Annotated in this window: 19 protein-coding genes; 7 read left to right on the top strand and 12 right to left on the bottom strand. The window is 46.9% G+C overall.

Features of this window, described 5'->3' with window-relative positions:
* Position 1: 1 nt before the first annotated feature.
* The 3 genes from AC5JBY_RS07065 to AC5JBY_RS07055 form a co-directional block, all read right to left on the bottom strand.
* The gene (locus tag AC5JBY_RS07065; RefSeq protein WP_495903861.1) at positions 2–1,393 is read right to left on the bottom strand and encodes a RagB/SusD family nutrient uptake outer membrane protein; all 1,392 of its coding nucleotides are present in this window, start codon (positions 1,391–1,393) and stop codon (positions 2–4) included.
* 15 nt (positions 1,394–1,408) lie between these two features.
* Complete coding sequence (locus AC5JBY_RS07060; RefSeq protein WP_495903860.1) at positions 1,409–4,489, bottom strand: SusC/RagA family TonB-linked outer membrane protein; 3,081 nt, start codon at positions 4,487–4,489, stop codon at positions 1,409–1,411.
* Positions 4,490–5,006: 517 nt separating this feature from the next.
* Positions 5,007–7,361 carry an efflux RND transporter permease subunit gene (locus tag AC5JBY_RS07055; protein ID WP_495903859.1) on the bottom strand — a complete coding sequence of 785 codons (2,355 nt, stop codon included), beginning with the start codon at positions 7,359–7,361 and terminating at the stop codon, positions 5,007–5,009.
* A 186-nt stretch (positions 7,362–7,547) separates the two neighbouring features.
* Between AC5JBY_RS07055 and porZ the strand changes: the two genes are divergently transcribed.
* Both porZ and recO read left to right on the top strand, forming a co-directional pair.
* Positions 7,548–9,848, top strand: a complete 2,301-nt coding sequence (gene porZ, locus AC5JBY_RS07050) for a type IX secretion system anionic LPS delivery protein PorZ (RefSeq protein WP_495903858.1) — start codon at positions 7,548–7,550, stop codon at positions 9,846–9,848.
* The gene (gene recO, locus AC5JBY_RS07045; RefSeq protein WP_495903857.1) at positions 9,845–10,582 is read left to right on the top strand and encodes a DNA repair protein RecO; all 738 of its coding nucleotides are present in this window, start codon (positions 9,845–9,847) and stop codon (positions 10,580–10,582) included. Before porZ ends, recO begins: the two co-directional genes overlap by 4 nt.
* Here the strand turns inward: recO and AC5JBY_RS07040 are convergent, their stop codons facing one another.
* Entirely contained in the window at positions 10,583–11,752 is a 1,170-nt protein-coding gene (locus AC5JBY_RS07040; RefSeq protein ID WP_495903856.1) for an amidohydrolase family protein, read from the bottom strand.
* Between the two features lie 154 nt (positions 11,753–11,906).
* On the opposite strand from AC5JBY_RS07040, the gene prfA reads away from it, so the two are divergent.
* Together prfA and AC5JBY_RS07030 are read left to right on the top strand one after the other, a co-directional pair.
* Complete coding sequence (prfA, locus tag AC5JBY_RS07035; protein ID WP_495903855.1) at positions 11,907–12,971, top strand: peptide chain release factor 1; 1,065 nt, start codon at positions 11,907–11,909, stop codon at positions 12,969–12,971.
* A gap of 146 nt (positions 12,972–13,117) precedes the next feature.
* Positions 13,118–13,684 (top strand): hypothetical protein, encoded by a 567-nt coding sequence (locus AC5JBY_RS07030; protein ID WP_495903854.1) that lies wholly within the window; start codon positions 13,118–13,120, stop codon positions 13,682–13,684.
* Between the two features lie 395 nt (positions 13,685–14,079).
* On the opposite strand, the gene AC5JBY_RS07025 is transcribed toward AC5JBY_RS07030, so the two are convergent.
* The 6 genes from AC5JBY_RS07025 to AC5JBY_RS07000 form a co-directional block, all read right to left on the bottom strand.
* Positions 14,080–14,490 (bottom strand): VanZ family protein, encoded by a 411-nt coding sequence (locus tag AC5JBY_RS07025; protein WP_495903853.1) that lies wholly within the window; start codon positions 14,488–14,490, stop codon positions 14,080–14,082.
* Between the two features lie 100 nt (positions 14,491–14,590).
* Positions 14,591–15,394: an anti-sigma factor gene (locus tag AC5JBY_RS07020; protein WP_495903852.1), complete on the bottom strand. Its 804-nt coding sequence runs from the start codon at positions 15,392–15,394 to the stop codon at positions 14,591–14,593.
* Positions 15,391–15,936, bottom strand: a complete 546-nt coding sequence (locus AC5JBY_RS07015) for an RNA polymerase sigma factor (protein ID WP_495903851.1) — start codon at positions 15,934–15,936, stop codon at positions 15,391–15,393. Before AC5JBY_RS07015 ends, AC5JBY_RS07020 begins: the two co-directional genes overlap by 4 nt.
* Positions 15,937–16,030: 94 nt before the next feature.
* Positions 16,031–16,411 carry a glycine cleavage system protein GcvH gene (gene gcvH, locus AC5JBY_RS07010; protein WP_495903850.1) on the bottom strand — a complete coding sequence of 127 codons (381 nt, stop codon included), beginning with the start codon at positions 16,409–16,411 and terminating at the stop codon, positions 16,031–16,033.
* A gap of 78 nt (positions 16,412–16,489) precedes the next feature.
* Positions 16,490–17,191 (bottom strand): peptidylprolyl isomerase, encoded by a 702-nt coding sequence (locus AC5JBY_RS07005; protein ID WP_495903849.1) that lies wholly within the window; start codon positions 17,189–17,191, stop codon positions 16,490–16,492.
* 107 nt (positions 17,192–17,298) lie between these two features.
* The gene (locus tag AC5JBY_RS07000) at positions 17,299–17,646 is read right to left on the bottom strand and encodes a hypothetical protein (protein ID WP_495903848.1); all 348 of its coding nucleotides are present in this window, start codon (positions 17,644–17,646) and stop codon (positions 17,299–17,301) included.
* 90 nt (positions 17,647–17,736) lie between these two features.
* On the opposite strand from AC5JBY_RS07000, the gene AC5JBY_RS06995 reads away from it, so the two are divergent.
* The 3 genes from AC5JBY_RS06995 (at position 17,737) to AC5JBY_RS06985 (ending at position 20,184) form a co-directional block, all read left to right on the top strand.
* Positions 17,737–18,174, top strand: coding sequence for a GNAT family N-acetyltransferase (locus AC5JBY_RS06995; RefSeq protein ID WP_495903847.1), 438 nt, complete (start codon positions 17,737–17,739; stop codon positions 18,172–18,174).
* Between the two features lie 31 nt (positions 18,175–18,205).
* On the top strand, positions 18,206–19,477 hold the full coding sequence (gene serS, locus AC5JBY_RS06990) for a serine--tRNA ligase (protein WP_495903846.1): 1,272 nt from the start codon (positions 18,206–18,208) through the stop codon (positions 19,475–19,477).
* Positions 19,478–19,587: 110 nt separating this feature from the next.
* Positions 19,588–20,184 (top strand): hypothetical protein, encoded by a 597-nt coding sequence (locus AC5JBY_RS06985; RefSeq protein ID WP_495903845.1) that lies wholly within the window; start codon positions 19,588–19,590, stop codon positions 20,182–20,184.
* Positions 20,185–20,289: 105 nt separating this feature from the next.
* Here AC5JBY_RS06985 and AC5JBY_RS06980 read toward each other — a convergent pair whose 3' ends face one another.
* A complete protein-coding gene (locus AC5JBY_RS06980) occupies positions 20,290–22,236 on the bottom strand; it encodes a lectin-like domain-containing protein (RefSeq protein WP_495903844.1) in 1,947 nt (648 codons plus the stop codon).
* 202 nt (positions 22,237–22,438) lie between these two features.
* The gene (locus AC5JBY_RS06975) at positions 22,439–22,645 is read right to left on the bottom strand and encodes a hypothetical protein (RefSeq protein ID WP_495903843.1); all 207 of its coding nucleotides are present in this window, start codon (positions 22,643–22,645) and stop codon (positions 22,439–22,441) included.
* Positions 22,646–22,791 lie beyond the last annotated feature (146 nt).

Here is a 22,791-nt window from a genome sequence, read left to right as displayed (position 1 = left end):
GTTATTGCCTGTAAGTCGGATTCTGGATCATGTTCTCATTGGCCAGGATCTCAGAATTCGGAATAGGATAATAATAAACCTTGTCGGTAGGATTTAACAATACGGCGCCCAATGCGTTTTCAGCATCTATTGCCAGCCTTGTTACCGGTAATAATTTGCGACGCAGGTCATGCATCCGTTGAGCTTCAAAAGCCAGCTCTTTAAACCTTTCATCCAGTACCGCATTTACGAGGGCATCTTTGCTGCCGAAAGTTTGGTTGGCATAGCCGGTGATCCTTGCAGCACGCAGTGCATTCAGGTCATCCCCACCCAGGCCAAGCTGTGTTTTTTCAGCGTAAGCTTCAGCTCTGATCAGGTACATTTCAGCCGTTCTAAACACCTTGATGTCTGCACGACCTTCCTCAGCCGCAGTTCCACCGATGTATTTGCCTACAGAATACCTGTTACCGCCACGATCTAACACCGTGCTGGCAAGGCGTACATCTGTAGCAGCGAACATGGTGCGCAGTTCATTAGATACTCCGTACATGATCTTGGCCTGAGAGCGGTCATAATAGGAATCACCAAGACGAGCCTGGTTGGCTGTTCTCTTATGCTTCCATACTACTTCCGCATCAGATTGGTCTGTCCAAATTTGCGGATACTGTGTCCTGGTTGCAAGCGGCAAAGCATTGATCACCTTGGTAGCGGCAGCGATGGCAGCGTCCCAGTTCTTCTCATACAAAGCTACCCGGGCCTGCATAGCGTTTACAGCTATCAGGGTAATACGAGTGCGATCGCCAAAGCTTGCCGGAATAAGACCAGCAGCGGCTGTAAGATCCTGGTTTACTTTCGTAAACACTTCACCCACTGTAAGACGGCTGGGCTTTTGAATGGTAGCTACTGTGCTATAAGGCACGCCCAGTGAACCTGATTGCAGGTTTTCTGCAAAGTTGATCAGCAGTTGAAATTCACAGAAAGCCCTCAATGCCAGCGCTTCGCCTTTGATCCTGCCTTTTGTGGCTTCTTCTGTAGCATCTTTACCGGTTATTTTATCTGCAGCGGTAATAACACGGTTGGCACGGTCAATGCCGAATGCATAACGTCCCCAAGTTGCGGTTACATCCCCGTTACCCGGATCTGTTTGCCAGCGATAAGCGATCACACCACGACCGGTATTGTTTTCCAGCGGCAATGTAGCTTCGTCTGAATATAGAGAAGTAGCATAGATCTCTGCATCGTATGATCCGTTGATGTTTGCATATGCACCCACCATGCCTTTATCGAGGTTTGGAACGGTTGTGAGTGCAAGGCTCTCTTCAACCGAGTCCGTAGGAAATATTTCCAGTTGTTTTTTGCAGGAAACACCTACTAAGGCCAAACCTGCAATCCATAATAATCTATTCATCTTCATATACTGAATTTTTTCTTAGAAGGTTAAATTAATACCGAAAGTGAATGACCGTTGTGCAGGATATTCAAACTGTGCGATGTTGTTGCTATCCTCCGGATCAAAGCCTCTCCAGCTGGTCCAGGTATACAAGTTTTGCGCCTGTACATAGATGGTAGCATCTGTAAATACATTGATCTGCTGCAGGTATTTCCTTGGTATATTATAGCCAACATTCAAGTTTCTGAACCTGATATAAGATGCATCCTGGATATCTTTTGAAGAGAACTGACGGGCAGTTCCGAACTTCTGGATATCAGTGATGTCACCTGGTTTTCTCCAACGATTCAGCATCCTGGTAGATTGGTTGCTGGTAGCAAAAGAAGGTGTTTCGTTGAAGAAGTCTTCGTTATTGTAACGTTTGTTACCGCCGGCAAAAGAGAAGAAAGCTTCTACATATACACCTCTGTAATTAAGGCTGGTATTAAAACCACCATTGTATTTGGGCAGGTAGCTGCCAAACTCTGCAACGCTCTGGTTGGCGCTGTTGTAAGAAGTGGTAAGAGAACCATCTCTGTTATAGTACAGTGGGTTACCTGTTGCAGCATCAACACCACCCCATTTCGGGATATAGTGTGTACCGAAAGGCAAACCTACGCGCACCATTGAAGTACCCTGAACAAACTCATTTACCTGACCCAGGCTGGTGATCTCGTTGGAGTTGAAACCAGCATTACCACCTACTGTCCACCTAAAGAAATTATTGGCCACCACATCTCCGCTCAGGTTTACTTCTACACCACGATTGCGCATTTTACCAGCATTGAGTTGTAATGAACCAGCACCAGAAAATGCAGACAATTGCTGACCAATGAAGATATTGTCAGTGAGCTTATTATAAAACTCAACAGTACCTCTGATCCTTGAGTTCAGCAGACCGAAATCGAGGCCAATGTTGGTAGTAGTTGTGTATTCCCAATCGTAATCAGGGTTTGCCAATTGGTTTACTGCAAAACCAGCTACGCCATTATAAGGAGTTGAATTTGTATACAGGGCAGGATAACCAAATGATATGCCGAAAGGGCTGGCAGATCTACCATAGCTGGCTCTCAGTTGCAGATCATTTACAAAATCCAGCGGTTCCATAAAGTTCTCCTTCGCGATGTTCCAGGAAGCACCGAAGGCATAATATCCAATGGACCTGTTCTTTTCAGGAACTGTAGAAGAACCGTCTATCCGGTAGCTTCCGTTGAAAGAGTATTTACCGTCATAAGTATAACGTGCAATACCGATCACAGACTGGAGGAACTGCCTATCTCTTGAACCACCAACTGTAGGAATAAATCCTGAAGCAGAGCCGGCAGTAATAGCAGCGGGCGTATTAGGTAATAATGGGTTCAATCCGAAGCCTGCGTAGTTAAAGTTCCTGGCTGTATACTTATTAGCTTCCACTAAAGCTGTAAGATCAAGCTGGTGCTTTTCAGCAATTGTCTTATTATAGTTCAGACCAGCGTTACCGAATAAACGAATAGTCCTCGCTACGCTTTCAGCAAAAGATCCCTGGTTACCAGCTACCTGACCACCTGTGTAAGTGGTAGGATCGATAAAACGATCTGTCATCAATTCACGGAAATCGAGACCCAAAGTGGAGATAATTGACAAGCCGTCTATGATCTTATAGCGGAAGTTAGCGCCTAATACAGCTTTGAGCTCATTTCTCTTACTGGTAGTGGATAATAACCTTTCGAGGGCAGTAGTACCTTCGCGTTGGTCATATACCAGCGTACGGGCAGGGTTGCTAGGCAATAACGGATTGGCTGCACTTGGACCTGTTGAAAGACCTGGGTGTACCAATACGCCATTTATATAAGGCACCTCATAGGGCAGTGCATAATAAACAGACGCAAACGGGTTGGTTACGGCTGTTGTATTTTCACTTTCAATGAAGCTGCTGCTAGCATAGTTCAAGGTGCTGCTGATGCCTACGGTCAACCTGTCTGTCTTAAAGTCAACATTCGTTCTTAATGAAATCCTTTCAAGGCTTGAACGAAGGGCAACACCCTCCTGCTTGAAGTAGTTCAAAGAAGAATAAAAGCTGGTGCGTTCGTTACCGCCAGTTGCACTAACCTCATGTTCTTGTGTTTTACCGCGACGGAAGAAGATATCTTCCCAATCGGCATTTGTATTGCCAAGGCTGTCTCTTACTCTGTCATAAGCTACGAGGGTTGCTTCAGGCAATCCTGCGTTGGCTGGATTTTTTCTGGAGAATCTCCAACCTGGTCCGATGTTCAGACCATTTTCAGCGCCTACTTCTTCTTCATACTGGATACGCTGTTTGGAATTCAACATATCGAACTTAGGTCTTGTGCGATCGGAGAAACCCAATTGTGATTTCACACCTAAAGTAAGCTTACCACCGGTTTTACCTCTTTTGGTAGTGATCACAATTACGCCATTAGAACCGCGGGAACCATACAATGCTGTAGCTACCGCATCTTTCAATACGTCTACAGAAGCGATGTCACCGGCGCTCAATGCAGAGAATGCGGCTGCCTGGATAGGAACTCCATCCAGGATATATAAAGGCTGAGTGCCACCGCTGATAGAAGTAACGCCGCGGATGATCACGTTGGCTGCAGCACCGGGCTGACCGGAACCGGCAGTAGAGTATAAACCAGCAGCACGACCTTGCAGAATCTGGTCAAGGCTGGCCTGGGGCACCTGGTTGATGGCCTTTGCTTCAACTTTGGAAGCCGCACCAGCGTACTGGGAGCGTTTTTGGTTTCCATAACCAGTTACAACCACCTCATCGAGGCCTTTTCCTTCTACTGTCATTGAAACAGTGAAAACGGTCTTGCTACCGAGGGAGAGGTCCTGATCGGCATAACCAATTGCAGAAATAGCGATGCTTTTAGCAGATGCGGGAACTTTGAATGAGAATGATCCATCGGCACTTGTAGTAGTACCTAATGAAGATCCTTTAACTGTAACAGACGCTCCTACTACCGGTGCACCGGCTGCATCTGTTACCTTTCCTGAAATCGTTCTTTCCTGTGCCTGTGCCACCATCTGACCTAACATCAGTAGGGCGCATAGCAACGTACATAGAATTTTCCTCATGAACGTTGATTTTGATTTTATGATAAAAAGAGATTATTAAAATTGTCTTAAAACAGGGACACCTACTGATCGTTGTTTGCTGCTTTTGAACCTAATTATTCTCTGTTTTTGCTGATCTTATCATGAATGCCTGAACATATCGGTAAATCCTGTAATTCAATAGATTGCCCGTGTTGCTACTACACAGAGACCCTGGTACCTGCAGCTTTTACCTGCCTATACAATTTGTATTATTAATAGCTGATAAGGAAAATAAGTCCGTGAGGGGTGGTTTTACGGACATAAGTGGAGGCAAAGCTTTTCTCATATAAATAATGGGTTTAAGCACTGGGGTAATTGGTCATAAACAGTTGTTAAAGTTGTAAAGATATTATCAACACCTCTAAAAAATAGTATTTTCCGAAATTAAAATAGATAACATTAGGATAATACCCACTTTTGGGTATGTGCTTGCTAAAACACATTAGCATTGATTTCGCTATGATGGCGCTTCAAGATAAGAACAGGCTAAGAAGCCTTATTTCCTGCGCTCTTTTTTGACAAAACTCATGAGCAATGTGGGCAGGAAAATAAGGTTGGTGAGGGTAGCCAGCACCAAGGTCAGTGAAGTAAGCCAACCCAATGCCTGCGTGCCGCCAAAACCGCTAAAGCAGAAGATCACAAACCCCGCTATCAACACCAGTGATGTATAAATAATACTGATACCTGTCTTATGGATGGTACTGATCACAATCTCCTGCGCTGATTTGTCACTGTTTTGTAATTCCTGTTTATAGTTGACCAGGAACCGGATGGTAATATCGATGGCGATACCAAGCGCCACAGAAAATACCAATACGGTAGAAGGCTTGATGGCAACACCTGTCCATCCCATTACGCCCGCCGTGATCACCAGCGGAATAACGTTGGGCACCAACGAGCACAGCAATATTTTAAAAGACCTGAACAGGTACAGCATGCAGAGAGCGATCAGGAGGAAAGCCCATCCGATACTTTCTTTAAGTCCGTTGATGATAAATGCACTGCCCTCCAGGAAGGTAACCGTAGTACCGGTGAATTCAACTTTGTATTTAGTGGTATCGAACAGCTGACCGCTTTTTGCTTCTATATTGCTGATGAGCTCCGGTAAACGCTTGCTGCCTACATCGGCCATGTTAACGCTGATGCGGGTACGCTGGCGTGTGGTATCCATGAAGCTGCTTACTATCCGGGTAAGGTTATTCGCTTTACCCGTGCTGTCGCCTGATTTAGTAGCGAGGTACTGGGCCAGGAAGCCAATGTCGAAGCTGGTGGGCAGTCCATACTGCAGGCTATCGCCTTCATAATAGGCCTGACGGGCAAACTTCAACCCTTCTACTATCGAAAGCGGGCGGGCCATTTCGGGTTGTGCGGCTATATAGGCCGACAGGGAATCCATTTTACCGAATGTTTGCAGCATGTTGGCGCGAAGACCATTCTTTCTTTTAGTATCTACCACTATTTCCAGCGGCATCACTCCTTTGAAGTGCTTTTCGAAGAATTTGAGGTCTGTATATATCTTATCGGTCTTGGGCAGATCATCCACCATAAATCCTTCGGAGCGCAGGCGCAGAATGCCCATCACCGCCACCACCAGCAGCACGCTGGTAAACGCATAGATGGTTTTGCGGTGGCTCACCGACCATATTTCCAATCGGTCTAATACAGAAAGCATCCACTTGTTATCGAGGTAACGGGTGTGCCGGGGTTTAGGCGGCGGCAGGAAGCTCAGCATTACCGGGATGAAGATGATGGAAATAAAGAAAAGGGCCATAATGTTGATGCCGGCTACAAAGCCAAACTCTTTCAACACCGCGCTTTTGGTAAGTGCGAAAACACCAAAGCCAATAGCAGCTGCAATGTTACAGAACAACGTAACTATGCCCATACGGCTGATCATTTCTGTGAGGGCCGTATATTTTCTTTCAGCCGGATCGGCTATGCCTGCTGTATCATTCCAGGCCGTATGGAATTTATTTAAGAAGTAAATACAATTGGGTATACCGATCACCACTACTAATGGTGGAATAAGTGCATTCAGGATCGTGATCTTGTAGCCCATCAGCACCATAGTGCCGAGGCTCCACAGCACACCGATGATCACCACTGCCAGCGACATCCCCATCGCACTAAAGCTGCGGAAGGAGATGAGCAGCAATATGGCGGAAAGTATAATAGACCCGAGGAGAAACCACTGCATTTCGCGGGCTACCTTGGTCGCAATGTTAGTACGAATGAGTGGAAGTCCACTGTAATGCATTTCCACGGAATGCTTTTTTCCAAAAGCATCGCCTACTTCTACCACTTTTGCCACTACATCATTTCTCTTTTTCGAGTTGAGCACATCCTTATTGATACGAATAGCCATCATGTAGGTATTCGTCTCCGGATTATAGAGAAGGCCCTGGTAAAACTTCAGGCTGCGAAATATGGCGGCGCTGCTGTCGATGGTGGCCTGAGAGAGACGTCCGGGCGGAAATACCAGGGAGGCGTTGAGTTTTTCGGCAGCTGAATCCCTGAGCAGGTTGCTGGCTGCCGGCACACTCAGCACATCTTCCACGGCTTCCACCTTTTTCATATCGGCCGCGAGGGCTGTATAGTCGTTGAATATTTTTTCTGTGAAGAGTTGATCGGTTTGCACACCTATTACCAGCAGGTTGCCGTCTTCGCCAAATTGCTGGCGGAATGCCTGATAGGTTAGGTACTTGGGATTGTCGGTAGGTATGGCCCGCGTGAATTCATAACTCAATTGCACTTTGGAGGCGTAGTAGCCGAGGTAGGCGGTAACTGCTAATAATATACCCAGTAACAACCAGCGAAATCGCAGAATGAATCTTGCAAGGGTTCCCCACATGAGTGATCAACAATTTAATGAAGAATAATAACGGTCAAAACTCACTTAAGCGTATGTTTTGGGAGGCAAGCCCGGTGGTGGGCGAGGCTCGGCTTCGGCGAGCGAGGCAAAGAAACTTAATTTGAAGGGATTAATGAAGTTTTCCCGGTTTTAATTCGTGCTGGCATTCAATTAACTTTGAATATTATGCCGATCCGCATTTTCGTTTTCTATTGCCTGGTATCGCTGCTTCCCGCTCATGTATGGTGCCAGGCGCCGCCGGTGGGGCAGTGGAGGGATCACTTACCTTATCATCAATCGATTCAGGTAGCAGCCAGTGCCGATAAAATATGGTGCGCCACGCCCTGGAGCCTGTTCTCCATCGACGTTTCCGACAATTCCATCGAGCGGTTCAGCAAAACAAACGGTCTCAGCGAAACGGGCATCACCGCCATTGGCCTTCAGCCAACGGGTAATAAACTGGCCGTGGCTTATTACAACAGCCGGGTAGATGTGTTGCAGGGTAATGACATTTACACGATCGATGCCATCCGGACCTCGCCGGTGACTGGCGATAAATCTATTCATCATATTTTAATGCGCGGGCAGGAAGCTTTCCTGAGCACCGGCATCGGTATTATCGTTATCAACCTCGACAAGTACGAAGTCAAAGACACGTATATTATCGGCGGCACAGGTAATAAGGTTCCGGTGCAGGCTGTAGCCGCAGATGCGCAGTTTTTTTATGCTGCTACCGCCGAAGGGTTAAAGAGAGCTCCTGTTAGCGGCAGCAACCTGGCCGATTTCCGCAACTGGCAAAACTTATCGGGCAGCAATGGATTGACTACCGGCGAAGTGAGCTCCATCGCAGTTTGGGACAACAAGCTGGTAGCACTGAAGAACGATTCTGTGTTTGTATCCACCAATGGTAACTGGCAATTTCTATACGCCAATGAATGGCGCATTCAGCACCTCGATGTTTCGGGTAATAAGTTATTGCTGAGCGAAGAACTCAATACAGCCGGAAGGGTAACGGTACTTGCTCCGCAGGGCACTGTTGACGAGCGTATTCAACATATTTCTTTTACGCGCCGCCCCCGGCAGGCTATTTTCGCCGCCGATCATTACTGGATTGCCGACACGCTGTCGGGTTTATCGCAATATGCTTCCGGCCGATTCGAATCTTTTGTGCCTAATTCCCCCTACTCTATCGCGACAGGACCATTACAAGTAGTCAATCATACACTTTGGGTTGGCGCCGGCGGCGTTACTGCCAACTGGCAGCCTACCAATAACAAAGATGGTTTGTATTCATTCAGCAACGATAGCTGGACCAACTTCAACGGCAACTCTATTGCAGCACTGGATAGTTTCCCGGATGTGGTATCGCTGGCAGTAGACCCATTGGATGAAAGTGTGTGGGCGGGTTCTTTTGGTGGGGGCCTGTTGCACATCAAGCCTGATCGTACGCTGGAGCTTTTCAAACAAAACTCGCCACTGCGGCCTGCTTATTTTTCACCCGGCAGCTATCGCGTGAGTGGTTTGGCTTTTGATACGGAGAATAATTTATGGATCGCTAATTATGGTGGTCTGCAAAATATAGCTGTGCGCAAGAGAGATGGCAACTGGCGTTCTTTCTTTGTACCTTATTCTGTTCCTGAAAGTGGTGTTGGCCCCATCATGATCGATGATGTGAATCAAAAATGGATCATTGGCCCCAATGGCAATGGCCTGTTTTGTTTCAACCACGGTCAATCGATCGATAACCCGGGTGATGACTTGTGGAAGTGGTACCGCGCCGGAAAAGGCAATGGCAACCTGCCTGATAATAATGTATTGAGTGTTGCAAAAGATAAGAGTGGTTTCATCTGGGTGGGCACCCGCCAAGGCATCGGTATTATTCAATGTCCGCAGGAAGCTTTTTCTCCCAACTGGTGTGAAGCTATTTTACCCGTGGTGCAGCAGGATAATTTTGCCGGCTATTTGTTTAGTGATGAGCAGGTGCAATGTATTGCAGTAGATGGCGCAGATCGTAAATGGATCGGCACTAAAAACGGCGTGTGGCTGATCAGTCCCGATGGCGCCAAAACCCTCTATCGTTTTACGGCTGCCAACAGTCCGCTGTTGAGTGATGATGTGCAACAGATCGCTATCGATGGCAATAGCGGTGAAGTTTTTTTCGCGACCAATAAAGGCATGTGCTCCTTCCGCAGCACCGCCACGGAAGGCGCCTCATCGAATAGTAGTGTATTGGTGTTTCCCAATCCTGTGCCACCCGGTTACACCGGCACTATTGCCATACGTGGTGTCGCTAACAATTCGATCGTGAAGATCGCTGAGATGGATGGCCGGCTTGTTTATCAAACCAGGGCGCTGGGCGGGCAGGCTGTATGGAACGGAAAGGATTACAAAGGGCGCACCATCTCTACAAGTGTATACCTCGTTTTGGTGAGCGACGATAATAAACAGGAGAAAACGGTTGGTAAAATTGTATTTATAAAAAAATGATCCACTCCACCAAAGGTATTGTATTGAGAACCGTGAAGTATGGCGACACGAGCATGATCGTGACCATCTATACTGAGTTGTTCGGTATTCAATCGTACATGGTGAATGGGGTGCGCGCTTCTTCTAAAAAGGGACCAGGCAAAGCGAATTTGTTTCAACCCTCCGCCATCCTCGACCTTGTGGTGTATCACAATGAACTCAAGAACCTACAACGCATCAAGGAATTCAAGTGGGGCCATATCTATCAGCACCTGTTCTTTAATGTGGTAAAAAATTCGGTAGCGCTGTTCATGGTAGAGTTGCTACAGAAAACATTGAAGCAACCTGAAGCCAATACCGATCTATTTCATTTTATTGAAGATGCTTTCATTCACCTCGACGAAGCTGATGAACAGGTGACGGCCAACTTCTCCCTTTTCTTCGCTTTACATCTTACCAGCTTTTATGGTTTCCGGTTTAGTGATGAATATTCTGAAGAGCATGCTTTCCTCGACCTGCAGGAAGGAGAGTTTGTGCGGGAGCATCCTATCCATCCTTATTTTCTGCAAGGACAGTATAGTTTTATCACTTCGCAACTGCTGAAAGTAATGCAGCCGCATGAATTGAAAGAGGTACGGCTAAACCAGGAAACAAGAAGGATCTTATTACAAGCTTATCAAACTTTTTATGCTTTGCATGTGCCTGATTTCGGGGCCATGAAAACGTTGCCGGTGTTGCAGGAGGTACTGGGATAATTATAATAACCGTTGTACTTCGGAAAGGTCATTTGACAACAGTAAAACGCCGGGTGTTTTTCCTTTTTCAAAGCTGCCAAACTGTTCCTGGATGTTCAGGGCTTTTGCGCCATTGAGGGTAGCCCATTGGAGTAATTCCTCAACAGGTATCTCCGGATAATGCTGCCGCAAAGTATTGATCTCTGCCAGGATGCTCAGCTGGTGGTTGGAAGCAAGACTGTCGGTGCCCAGCACGATATCGACTTCGTACCGGCGCAACAATTCAACATCGGGCAGCCCATTACCGATATACAGGTTGGCATTGGGACACAGGCAAAAATAGCAATGCGGAAGTATTGCCTGCCGCTTTTGAATAAACTGCAGGTCCTCTTTATCGGTCATTACATTATGGACCAATATCAGCGAGCGCCTCCCGCCAAACCAGGAAAGGCTGGTTTGCAGGCTGCTATTGCCAGCGGGCCGGTAGAAGGAAATATCCAATCCAAGCGCCTCATATAGGCGTCTGAAACCACCGGTTCCTGTTCTGATAAATGCTTCTTCATCCCTACTTTCCTGGTTATGCATCGTGAGCAGATCATCATTATCCCCAAAATCTGTTATAAGTTCAAATAGAGCAGGTGAAACTGAATAGGGGGCATGGGGCACTATAGTAGCGCGGCCAACTATTGCTTCTCCCGCTGTCTCGAATTGCTCCCAGGTGTTGATGGCCGTATTGAACCGACCGTGGGCGGTGGCCGCGACAAAGCCGGTGGCCTCTATAAAGTTTTGGTAATGCAGCCGTTGCCGTTGTTTTTGAGGGATGGTATTGGGCGTGTTGCAAATATCCCCTACCGCCACAATGCCATTTTGGAGCATGGCTGTTTCGGCGGCGTCAATGGCCGACAATACCTGCTCTTCCGCCACAAACCGGCGCCCCATCACACCCAGCAGGAAATCGATCATGCCGGTACCGGGCGCTATCACGTCTTTCAGGTGGCTGAGTTCCAGGTGACAGTGGGCATTGATGAACCCGGGGGTTATGATACCCGGCAAGGTTTGCACCTCATCTCCCGCCTCAGCAGCCGGAACAATGGCCTCTATCCTACCTTTCTCATCAGTTATCAATACCTGGCCGGCCAATAGCTGGCTACCCGTAAATAAATGGTCGGCAATGAATTTTCTATACCTCATGTAAGCGTTGAAACGATTAACTTTGCAAACCCTTTTTTAAAGAGTCGAGTGTCGAAAGTTTAGCGTTGGGAGTTAACAACCACCGCTTCTTAAAGTCTCATAGAAACTTAACTTTCAACTTCCTGGCTCTACAGGGCATAAAAATACAGCAAACATGTTAGACAAACTGGAAGCGATCAAGGCTCGTTTTGAAGACCTGGGTGTAGCGTTGACCAACCCTGCTATTGTAAGCGATAACAAGAAGTTTACAGAGCTGAGCAAGGAGTACCGCAGCCTGGAAAAGATCGTTACAGCCCATACTCAATATAAAGAGGTGTTGAATGACCTGGAAAGTTACCGGGGCGCCATGAAGGGTGATGACGAGGAGCTGCGCGAGCTGGCCAAGGAAGAACTGCCTTTGCTGGAAGAAAAGAAAGAGAAGATGGAGGCTGATATTCGTCAACTGCTGATACCGAAAGACCCGCAGGACCAGAAGAATGTGATCCTCGAGATCCGTGGAGGAACGGGAGGTGATGAGGCCAGTTTATTTGCCGGTAATCTGCTGCGTATGTACCTTCGTTATTGCGAACGGAGGGGCTGGAAAACAGCTATCCTGAGTGAAACGGAAGGAACTGTAGGTGGCTACAAAGAGGTGCAGCTGGAAGTGGTGGGCGATGATGTGTATGGCACCCTGAAATTCGAAAGTGGTGTTCACCGCGTACAGCGGGTTCCTGATACAGAAGCTTCGGGCCGCGTGCATACTTCAGCTGCTACAGTGGCTGTGATGCCGGAAGCTGAAGAGGTGGATTTCGAATTGAACCCCAACGATGTAAAAATGGAAACCGCCCGAAGTGGTGGCGCCGGTGGACAGAACGTAAACAAAGTAGAAACTAAAGTATTGCTGACGCATATTCCGACTGGTACTGTAGTAGTTTGTCAAACGGAACGCTCCCAGCTGGGGAACCGTGAGAAGGCGATGCAGATGCTCCGTACCAAATTGTACGAAGAGCAGGTACGCAAACAGGAAGATGAAATAGCCCGGCACCGGAAGAGCCTTGTAAGTACAGGCGACCGGAGTGCCAAGATCCGCACCTACAACTATCCGCAGGGCCGGGTAACTGATCACCGTATTGGTCTGACCGTTTATAACCTCGACGATGTTATGAATGGCAATATCCAGGAGTTTCTCGAAGCGCTGCAGTTTGCAGAGAATGCAGAGAAGATCTCCAAGCAGAACTAACGGTCAGCGTATCAACATTAAGTCATTACCGCCTCGATTCATATAGCATTTTGTGTTTGGGCTGATGCTGCAAACATGTTCTGTATATTCCCCCATGTATACAGGCTAAGATGTATTTCATTTCATCATTTTAAATATTAACGCTTATGTTGGACAATCTTATCAACCTGGTACGTGAGCAGGCAGGGGATGCCGTTATCAACAATCCTACGGTTCCCAATGACCGTAATGAGGAAGTAATTGCTGCCACTGGCGAGTCAATGGCAGGCGGCCTGCAAAATATCCTTGCTTCAGGCGGTTTAAAGGATGTACTGAAATTGTTTGGCGGCCAGGATCAGGCTACAGCCGGTAATCCAGTGGTACAGAACCTTTCAGGAGGTGTCATTCAACAGTTGATGAACAAGTTTGGCTTCGACCAGCAATCAGCTAATGGCATTGCAGGCAACCTGGTACCGGATGTTTTGCAAAAGCTGGTGAGCAAAACGAATGATCCCAACGACAGCAGCTTCGACATTCAGGGTATTTTCAATCAGCTTTCGGGCGGCAAATCTCAAAGCATTAACATTCAGGGCTTATTGGGCAAGGTAACGCAAGGCGGACTGGATAAAGATGGTGACGGCGATACTGATCTGCAGGATGTGATGGCTATGTTCTCGGGTGGTGGACAGGGTGGCAACCTGTTAGATTCGGTGAAAGGTTTGTTCTCTCGTTAACGATGGGTTAATATAACCAGGAGGTTTAATATTCTTTTAATAGAATGGACTATAAAAACCAGGCAAAATAGCCTATTACTGGCCGTTTTTGCTACTGCTGAATGTTAACATTTTGAAAAAATCGATGCGAGGGAGTGGAATATATGCGCGGGGGTCGTTCCTTTGTGATGTCAAGTAAACAAGCTCTTTTCTTTCGATCTTCTCGCAAATAACTGGTCCCAGGTTTTAAACCTTTCTTAACGGTGGGGATCATACCAGTGGCACCGGTTTTGCGTTACTATATTTGAAGTTCTTTTATAAAGACTTTTATAAAGCAGTCAATTTTCTCATAAGCAGTTAGTTTTGGTTACGGCCCTTGTTTCTACAAGGGCCATTTTTTTGCAATAAACTGTATATCAATTCTTAGCTAATCTCCGGGGAACCCATAGGAACAGGAAAACCAGGGCAATTATGGCACCTGCAGTGTCTGCCACTATATCACCTCTGTCAAAACTGCGTAGTGGAATGAAGTAAAACTGTACATATTCAAGGACAATTCCCAATGCAATGCTCAAAACGGTCCATAGTATAGTCAGCTTGCGCCAGTTGGCCGGCTGTGCTGATCCAAAGGCATAATAGCCTCCCCAAAACAGTACGATGCCGCCAAAAAGGCCCACATGCACTACTTTATCGAAGTGGGGAATATTGAAGAAGCTACCGTTGCCGGGCAGGGCAGAGCCGGGTATACACAACAGGCCAATAGTCAAAATGGTCCAACTGATAGGGAATAGTTTCCGGGAAGAGAGTCTTTGGATTAGTGATAGCATACTGCCCGAAAGATAACCATGATTTTTAGGATTTGAAAACTAAACCGGCTGCCTTTTGAGGGGCAGCCCGGCTTTTATTATGTTTTTGTAAGGGAGCCTTTTATAAAGGCGCCTTTGTTCGCCCTGAAGACTGCATTTTTTCCAGGGTGGGTGATTGGGTGCCACCTTTCTGTTCGATGGTGATGGCAAAGGCGTCGGCTTTCTTCGTGTTCTCCATTTTCAGGATCACGTTGTTCTGGAGCGAGTCGAATACACCCAGGCTTTTGGGCTGACCGTCGATGAGGGCCCACAGTTGGTATTGCTCATTGGAGGGCAGCCGGGGCATGTTCTTAACCATGATGTAAACAGCTGAGGAGGCTGAATCCCAGAATACATTGGCTGAAGATTCGGGGGTTGCTTTGGAGCCCACCATGTTGACCACTGTTACATTTTTGTCTTTGATGAGGTTTTGTTCATCAATGATCTTGTTGAGGGTACCTTCTGATGAGTCGAGTCTTGTTTGCAGATCTTTGTTGGCTGCCCGCAGTTCATTGGACTGGCTGTAGAAGCGGTAGGCAAACCAACCACAAGCAATTAGCAATACCACAGAGGCCGCGGCCATAAAACGCAGACCACTGTTTTTTCGAACAGGTGTGTTTGAGTGTTGTTCCATTGTGATGACTTTAGATTGATTTATAGAAGGGTTCTGAATTGCTTCTAAAAATCCGTCCTTAACCTGTCGCGGTGGTACAACCGCATTTTGCAAAGCAAATTTTTCGAGTGCATCTTCGAAAGCTTTGCGTTCGGCAATAAGCTCGGGGTATTGGGTGCAGAGCCGTTCAAACTCGGCACGCTCGGCCGGGTCTGCCTGGTCCAATACATAGCTTAGTACTATGCCACTTGATATGTAATCTTTTATATTCACTTTAAAAATCCCCTTAGTTGCGTCAGTGCGGCCCTGATCCGTGTTTTAACAGTGCCTAATGGAAGGTTTTCCATGTCGGCAATTTCCTCATGTGTGTATCCTTTAAAATATGCCAGGTCGATCAACTGCCGCTGGTCCTCTTTCAGTTCCTTCAATACTTTCCTGAAGCCGATATTGTCGACATTCACTTGGGTAACAAGTGCTACCAGGACGTCTTCTCCCTGGTTGTCCATAGGCTGATTTTTCCGGTCGTTCTGATAGGTCTTGGAACGCAGCGTGTCGATAGAAGCATTACGGGCAATGTTCAGCATCCACGTAAACAATCGTCCTTTTGTGGAGTCGTAGCTTTCAATCTTTCGCCAGATATTGATAAATACGTCCTGCAACACATCGTTGGCAAGTTCTGAATCGTTCAATATCTGTAATATAATACTGTATAAAGCGCCTGAATAATGATCGTAGAGATAACCAAAAGCCTTATTATCCCTGTTCTTAAGCAGGGAGACCAGTTCCTGTTCCGTGTATGTAGGAATGGCGCTCAAATGTGTGTTTTACCCGAAGAGTAGCTCTATAATAACGAAAAAAGAGTGGAATTAACCACTCTTTTATAAACGAAATTAGATTCTCCTTGGATTTCTAAGCGCCAACTATTTTTCCGTAAGCGGCTGCATCCAGCAATCCGTCTACATCTGCGGGGTTGCTAACGGTCAGTTTTACCATCCATCCTTCGCCATAAGGGTCGCTGTTTACCAGCTCGGGAGACCCCTCCAATGCGGGATTTACGGTAGTAATTGTACCAGCTACAGGCAGGAAGAGGTCGGAAACGGTCTTAACCGCTTCTACTGTCCCAAACACTTCTTCGGCACCCAACGGCTTGCCCACGGTATTAATGTCCACATATACAATATCGCCCAATTCGCCCTGTGCAAAATCTGTAATGCCTATCGTTGCTGTATTGCCTTCCAACAAAACCCATTCGTGGTCTTTTGTATAGCGGAGATTAGCTGGGATGTTCATGCTGTTGATTTTTGTGCTGCAATATTAGGAAAAAGTCCGAAGCACCAAGTCAGAAATCTGTTGGCGCAATCGGGGGTATCAATGTCTTTTCACCAGCCTTGCTTTAATGATCCGAACGTCCTGCAAAGGCCGGTCGCCACCCTGGCGGCCGCTTGTGGGTACGGTAGCAATGCTGTCGACCACCGGCAGTCCTTTTATGACCTCTCCAAAAATGGTATAGTTCTGATCGAGGTGGGGGGCGCCACCGAGCGTTTTATATACTTCGCGGTGGGCGAGCGGCAGTTTCCGGCCTTTCAGCCTGAACTTTTCTACCGAATCGAGCCCCACATCCGTAAAGACCTTTCCCTGTACAATATAGAACTGGGCACCACTGCTGGCCCGCTGGGGGTTCACATCGTCGCCCGTACGGGCAGCGGCCAGCATACCTTTTTTGTGGAACATACTCGTCCTGAACTCAGCCGGGATGGTATATTCCGGGCCGCCGTCGCCATAGGTCTCTCCCTTTACCGGCTTTTTGCTGTTGGGATCGCCAGCCTGTACCATGAAGTTTTTGATAACCCGGTGAAACAAAATGCTGTCGTAAAACCCTTGCCTTACCAGTTTGAGGAAATTATCGCGGTGGAGCGGCGTACTGTCCGACAACCGGAGGATCATGGTTCCTTTATCGGTGACCATCTCTACGTCTTTACGGACATCTTTCTTACGTAAACCGTTTCCCAACCAGGGATTGCAGGAAGCCACCATTGCAGTCAGTCCTGCGAGTATGAGTAATTTGTACATCGAGAATTAGCTGTTGGCTTTTAGGTGTTAGCTTTTAGTGCCTTTGCTTCGCTAACAGCTAATGGCTAAAGCCTAACGCCTGAACATGTTAGCGGTGCACGGAAGGATTACTGGAACCCATTCTCCTGAAAGTATAATAAAATATGGTCTTTCAGAAAATTTTCCTGTTCTATCATGTTGAATTCCGGCAGGTTCTTCAATTGTTTGAAGTGTGGCCAGCCATCTTCATCCACCGCCTCCAGCTCATAATAGCCGCTTTGCGATAGCAGGGAGCATACTGCCACGTGCATGAGGTCTTGTTTTTGTTCTTTGGTAAACTTGGGCCGTATATCTCCAAATTCCTGTATCCCGATCAGGAATAAGATCGTTTCCATATCGGGCTTTTTCCCGAACCGCTCTACCAGGCTGGCTTCCAGTGTCCACCAGCGCGACTGCAGATCATCCTGTATTTGCATGGCGCAAAGATAAGAAATGCGAGTCGTGCGTGGTGAGTAGAGAGTAGTGAGTGGGGCGGTAGCTTATTTTTGTAGAAATTTCACAAAGCCATGATTATTACAAAAGACGGGTATTCTATTTCCACGGACAAAGACACATTAAACATTCCCTACATTCATTCATTTCTCAGTACTACTTATTGGGCCGAAAACATTCCAGTGGCCATCGTAGAACGATGCATAGCAGGTTCGCTGTGTTTTGGGGTTTATAAAGGCGGACAGCAGGTTGGTTTTGCCCGCGTGATCACAGATAGCGCCACGTATGCTTACCTGGCCGACGTATTTATCGATGAAGCAGAACGGGGCAAGGGGCTGTCCAAATGGCTGGTAGAAGTGATCATGAAACATCCGGAACTGCAGGGCCTCCGCCGGTTCGAGCTACGTACCCGTGATGCACATGGGCTGTATGCCCAGTATGGGTTCAAACCCATCGACAATCCGGATAACTATATGTCTATCGCCTTTCCCAACATATATAAACAGTCTTAGAGTTATCTTTGCCCACAAATTTTGTATTGCGATGTTACAGGTAACATTTATTCGCCAGCAAACCGAGCTGGTAAAAGAAAGATTGGCCGTTAAGAATTTTAAAGAGTTGCAACTGGTGGATGAGATCATTTCGCTGGATGATGAACGTAAAAAGCTACTGCTGGAATCGGAAAACACGCAATCGAAATTAAACGCCTCCGCCAAAGAGATTGGCGCCCTGATGGCCAAAGGCCAGAAAGCCGAAGCGGAAGCTAAAAAGCAAGAGGTGGCCACCTTAAAGTCGTCCCTGCAACCTATTGCCGACAGACTGGCCGTTGTGGATCAGCAATTGAACGATACCATTGTAAGATTGCCCAACCTGCCTTCGGCTAAAGTGCCCAAAGGCAAAACACCGGAAGAAAATGTGACGGTGCGTGAAGGCGGTCAAAAGCCTTCATTGCACAATGGCGCCGTTCCTCACTGGGACCTGGCTAAAAAATACAACCTCATCGACTTTGAGCTGGGCAACAAAATTACCGGCAGTGGCTTTCCCGTGTATATTGGCAAAGGCGCCAAACTGCAGCGGGCATTGATCCAGTACTTCCTGGATTATAATACGGCCGCCGGCTATCTTGAAGTGATGCCTCCGCATATGGTGAACGAAGCTTCTGCTTTCGGCACCGGTCAGCTGCCCGACAAGGAAGGCCAGATGTATTTTGTAACAGAGGATAAGTTTTACCTGATTCCCACTGCGGAAGTACCGGTGACGAATATTTACCGCGATGAGTTGATCAAAGAAGCTGATCTTCCTGTGAAGATGACTGCTTATACACCTTGCTTCCGCCGTGAAGCTGGCAGTTATGGCAAGGACGTGCGTGGCCTGAATCGCCTGCACCAGTTTGATAAAGTAGAGATCGTACAATTGGTACACCCCGATAAAAGCTATGAGGTATTGGAAGAAATGGTGAACCACGTAGAAAAGCTACTGCAATCGCTGAACCTGCCTTACCGCATCCTCAACCTCTGTGGTGGCGATATGGGTTTTGCTTCAGCGCAAACATACGACTTCGAAGTGTTCAGCGCTGCCCAGGAAAAATGGCTGGAAGTAAGCTCTGTATCCAACTTCGAAGCGTATCAAACCAACCGTCTGAAAGCACGTTTCAAAGACAGCAACGGCAAGAATCAGCTGCTGCATTCGCTGAACGGTAGCTCACTGGCCCTTCCCCGTATCCTGGCCTGCCTGCTGGAGAACAACCAGGCAGAAACAGGCATACAATTACCAGCTGTGCTGCACAGTTATGTTGGATATACATCTATCAGTTAAGTGCTTTAACATTCAGTTTTAGTTAACATAAATCTGTGTGAAAGGAAGTAAGGTCTATACTTTACTTCCTTTTTGCTTTACATATTTGCATCAAACTAAAACGCACACGTATGAAAAGAAAAGTTCTACCCTTTCTTACTCTTGCTATTATTTCCACCACTTCTCTTACAGCACAAATCAAAAAAGGTGATTTATTATTGGGCGCTTCTGTTGGTTTTAATCGCAACGGCAGCAGTAATTATGCGAGCTCTAACAGCAATATCTCTCCACGCATTGCTATTGGGGTAGGCAACAATTCAGTATTGGGGCTCAAGACCAGTTTGGGATATTATACCTCCAAAAACGACAACCTTAATGACAAACTAACTAACTTCAATGTAGTCGGGTCCATATACTGGAGAAAGTATATGTCGATAAAAAACAAGATTGGCTGGTACCTGGAACCCAGCGCAGGCGTAGGTACTGGCAGAAGTGTAAACAAGAATCCCAATGGTGAAACGAAAAGTACAGTAGCCACCTATACTGTTGATGTAGTACCAGGCCTGTACTATCAAGCACTGCCTAAGTTATTTATCAATGCCGATTTTGGTGGATTGGGCTATAGGCATGACAGGAACAAAAGTGCAGGGAATCCGGTAGGCAAATCATCGAGTGTACGTTTTGACCTCCTCAACAATTTCACATTTGGTGTTGACTTCGTATTGTAAAATATACCAGGCGCTTTGGCAGACACATTTTAAACTTCTTGCAAGTTCTATAGTCCGACTGTCGAAGCGCCTTTCTACTTATGTGCTTACCTCTGTAATTATATTCTACCGTATCAGCATAAAGGTGCCTTTTTTCTCATGCACCTGACCGGCAAAGTCTTTTCCTTTAACCATCCACACATAGGTACCTGTAGGTTGGGGCTGGCCATTGATGGTTCCGTCCCATCCATCTTTTGAGCTGGTGCTGTTATATACCAATTGGCCGTAGCGGTTGAAGATGCGGAAGAAATAGATTTCAGTAATACCCGGGGCCGTTACGCGGAAGCGGTCATTGCGCCTGTCGCCATTGGGTGAAAACGCATTGGGCACATAGATAGCCGGCCCTTTAAACACTTTGATGTTGATGGTATCCATAGTAGCACAGCCCATCGGTGTATAAGCGGTGAGCACATAGGAAGTGCTTTTTTTGATCAGCGCCACGGGGTTAGCGATGTTGGGATCACTCAGCCCATCCGCTGGCGACCAGCTATAGAATATACCACCTGAACCATTCAACGGCAATGGCTGGTTATCGGTAACCAGGGTATCATTACCTGCAAAGGCGCGGGTCTCATAAATATTGATCGTTTCGTCTATTGTATCGGAGTGACAGCCGTTATCGGCCACTGCATATAGCTTCACATTAAAGGGGCCGCCTTTAGTATAGGAATGGTAAATGCTGGAGGTACTGTCCCTCGTGCCATCGCCCGGCGCCCAATACCATTGCCGTATAGGGATAGCAGGAGAAAGATTGATGCCGGTAAACAGTACCGGCACGCGGAAGCAGGTATCGGAAAAAGTCATGTCTACCTGCGGCGAAGACGACATTTGCAGTGGCTGGCTTACCGGATCGGATACACATCCCTCTTTCGTTCTCACCTGCAACTGAATCGTATGCTGTCCCAACGTAAAAGGTTGTTGATACCCCGGAGTGGTATTGGTCACAACTGTTTGCCCATTATCGATGTTCCAGTTCCAGTTATTGATACTGCCATAATCTACTTTGGAGGCATCCTTCAATGCTACTATTTGCTCATTACAGTAAGGGGGCGGCGGTAATTCAAACCCCGCCACGGGCTTAGAGCCTACTATGATCTTCTGTTTAAACGTATCGGACACACAGCCATTATTGCCCAGGATATTCAGCTTCACCTCATAGTTGCCGGGCGCAGGATATACGTGAGGAGGAGGCGTTTGCACATCAGCCGTAGTGCCATCACCAAAATCCCAAAACCATTTTACAATGGTGCCAAAGGAAGCGGAATTATCGCTGAACTGTATAGGTGTAGGGAAGCAGGTGAGTTGATTGGCGCCGAGCGCGAATCCCGGGTTGAGCGATGTACAAAAACGCTGGCGGTTGAAAGAACCACCTGTACCGGCTGTAAATCCCCAAAACACAAGCGGATTATTGCCGAATACGTTTGGCACCAGGTCGATGATGGCCTGTACCCTGTCTACCCCATCTATCTGGGCCGACAATGTTTTGGTGGTAGCGTTCCATATTACACGGAAAGTGTGCCATTGCCCGTCTTCTATATTGTCCCTGCCGGAGATGGCAGATACAGGACCGGCCAGGTTATTGGCCGAGGTATGGTTCATATCTCCATCGCGGTTGATAGAAATATGATCATAAGCAGGATCATTGTGGTTACCATTTTGCCAGGTATCGATGGGAATACCAATGGAAGGCGTAACGCCGCCAAAGCCCATCCCTTCGCCAGTGGTACCTACGCTGATATCGATGTTCTGTAATACGAATACCATCCCATCGGCCCCATCCGCATCGCGGGAGCCGAGGTTGATGTTGAACTTATAATCGAATGATTGATTGAGGTCTATTTTATTCTTGTTCCAGACAGAGCCGGATTGGGTAGTTTGTTCGTTGGTCAGCGTGTAGCAGTTACAATTCTCGCTAAAAGCTGATCCATTAGTGTGGTAGGGATTGACAGGTTGTGCCATCAGCACATTACTGAAACATAGCAATAGCAACGCATATAGCAGTCGAGACCTCATATAGCAGATATCCCCCGAACAGATTAGTGTTAAATTACATTCATGTGCCCTGACATAAAGAAAACACGGCCTGTCCAGTAACGATCAGACCGTGTTTCTTTTTTTGATCATTCGCCGCTTTTACACGGTATCATGATCTTAGTAAGCCAAAAACTTATATACTACATACAGCTACCCGCCCCATGACGGAGTAACCGGTTAGTTATTCCCAACCTTGTTTTGCAACACCAGCTTGAATGGCAGCCAGTGCTTTTTCCTGACCCAGCAGGGTAGTCAGCTTGTTACCTTTACCATCGTGACCTTGTGCCATATAAGCCCCTTTCGCGGTTTTGGTGATCACTGCATCCTGAATAGGAACTCCTTTCTCTTTGGTCTTAACATTGTATGCGGTCAATTGTACATCTGCCATAATAAAACATTTATCGGTTAGTAAAATAAACTTATCTCTTCAAAAATGTGACCGGTTTGGGCTTAAAAGATCAATAAATATACAGCTTTTTATAATACAGCCTTATACGTATTGATTTTCAACCATTTGAAATAATCATTTACTTT

The organism is Paraflavitalea sp. (assembly GCF_059502485.1).
The sequence above is the reverse complement of the archived record's forward strand: the minus strand, read 5'-3'. Positions and strand labels throughout refer to the sequence as shown.